The sequence below is a fragment of the Trabulsiella guamensis ATCC 49490 genome (genome assembly GCF_000734965.1).
GTDB classification, from domain to species: Bacteria; Pseudomonadota; Gammaproteobacteria; order Enterobacterales; family Enterobacteriaceae; genus Trabulsiella; species Trabulsiella guamensis.
This window is the reverse complement of the sequence record NZ_JMTB01000066.1, coordinates 1-1,664: the sequence shown is the minus strand read 5'-3', so window position 1 is coordinate 1,664 and position 1,664 is coordinate 1. Positions and strand designations below refer to the sequence as shown.

The following is a 1,664-nucleotide window of genomic DNA, read 5'->3' as shown; positions in this document are numbered from 1 at the left end:
CAGACTGAATCCCGCCGCCACGTTCTGTGCATCGTGCGAAGACGAAAAGTCGCTGCTGCGCCCGCCACTGACAAACCATGAATCCGCCAGACCGAGAAGATTATTAAAGGAAAGGGAACCGCTTAACTGCCCTGTGCCGGTACTTTTCTGGCCGCTGTTATCGAAACTCACCGAACCGGTGACGGGGAATTCCGGCGTGGCGGTGAGATTCACCACTGACCAGCCTTCCTTATCACCCGGTAAAATCTCAATCTGCACCGGCTCGCGGCGGGTACGGTTAATCTGCTCCATGCCCTGCTCGATATCACGCAGGTTCAGAATACCGCCTTCCAGCCCAGGAAAGGCCATCCTGAGCATACGGGGCGGAGCGTCATCCATTCTGATGGACTGAAGACGGCCTTCCATCACGACAAGACGAAGATGACTGCCGGAGATATCCTGCTCCGTCAGAAAAGCCCGGCTGGTGATATAGCCCCGGCTGACGTACCAGTCCGTCACGTCATTTGTAAGCTGCGTCAGTTGAGCCATACTGAGGCACTGGTTCAGCCAGGGAGAAAGGAATTTTTGCTGTGTAGCCGGTTTAATCAGCGTGGCACCATCGAGAGAAACAGAATGGATGGCAAAACAGGGACCCGCAGAACCGGATGCCGGAGGTGAGGATTCTGGTACGCGGGGGAGCGGAATGCTGCGTTCAAGCTCTTCGCGCTGAACCTGTTCACGACGCAACAGGTCGGACTGTTGTTGCTGAATACTGTCGCGATCAGATGGTGAAAGTGGTGCGGCATACCCCTTTGCACATAACATATACAGGAACAGTACTGCAACCCTCAGTAATTTCTCTGTCTCCCTGCCCATTGTGCCACGTTCCCTTGAGTTAACCTGTTATCAGTGATCGATGTTAACGTTGTTAAAATCATCCCGAGTAAGGAGTTATACCGTATCATCTGCTTACATTCCCATATAAAATACACTGTTTTTGTCTGAAAAGTGTGCGTTTTCGGTGGTGTGGGGATTATTCTGATAGTCTGGTGCTGGTAATTATGGGGGATTGAGAGATACAACCCCGGCAATTCGTTCCTCCGGGGCTTTACATAAGAGATAACTCCGTTAAATAGTTTTCTTATTCCGCAGGCGGACATAAATATAAGGTGCAATAAATCTTTCACGGTTTATGTCAAGGTAATCAGACCACCACTGCATCATTTCCATGCGTTCATCAAGGTGTTCTGCTTTATGGATATAAGCTGCGCGGACATTATTGCGTTCGCGGTGGCTCATCTGCCGTTCGATGCAATCTTTTGACCAGAGTCCCGATTCATTCAGGGCACTACAGGCCATTGTTCTGAATCCATGTCCGCAGATCTCGGTTTTAGTGTCATAGCCTATGACGCGCAGCGCCTTGTTGATCGTGTTTTCACTCATGGGCTTATCCAGTGAGTGAGCGCCGGGAAAGACAAATTGTGAATCTCCGGTTAACGACTGGATTTCTTTTAACAGTGCCACGGCTTGTACCGACAGTGGCACCAGATGTTCATCTTTCATTTTTGCACCGCGTTCGGAGAAGCGAACACCTTTGACGAATTTACGTTGTGCAGGGAGCGTCCAGATACGGGCCCTGAGATTAAATTCATCCCAGCGGGCAAGACGTAACTCACTGGAGCGAA

Annotated in this window: 2 protein-coding genes; both read right to left on the bottom strand. The window is 50.6% G+C overall.

Features of this window, described 5'->3' with window-relative positions:
• On the bottom strand, positions 1 to 855 hold an 855-nt coding region (locus tag GTGU_RS10205; protein ID WP_038156361.1), incomplete at its 3' end, for a ShlB/FhaC/HecB family hemolysin secretion/activation protein.
• A 252-nt stretch (positions 856 to 1,107) separates the two neighbouring features.
• Positions 1,108 to 1,664, bottom strand: a 557-nt coding sequence (locus tag GTGU_RS10200) for a tyrosine-type recombinase/integrase (RefSeq protein ID WP_038156359.1), incomplete at its 5' end; no start/stop codon positions are given.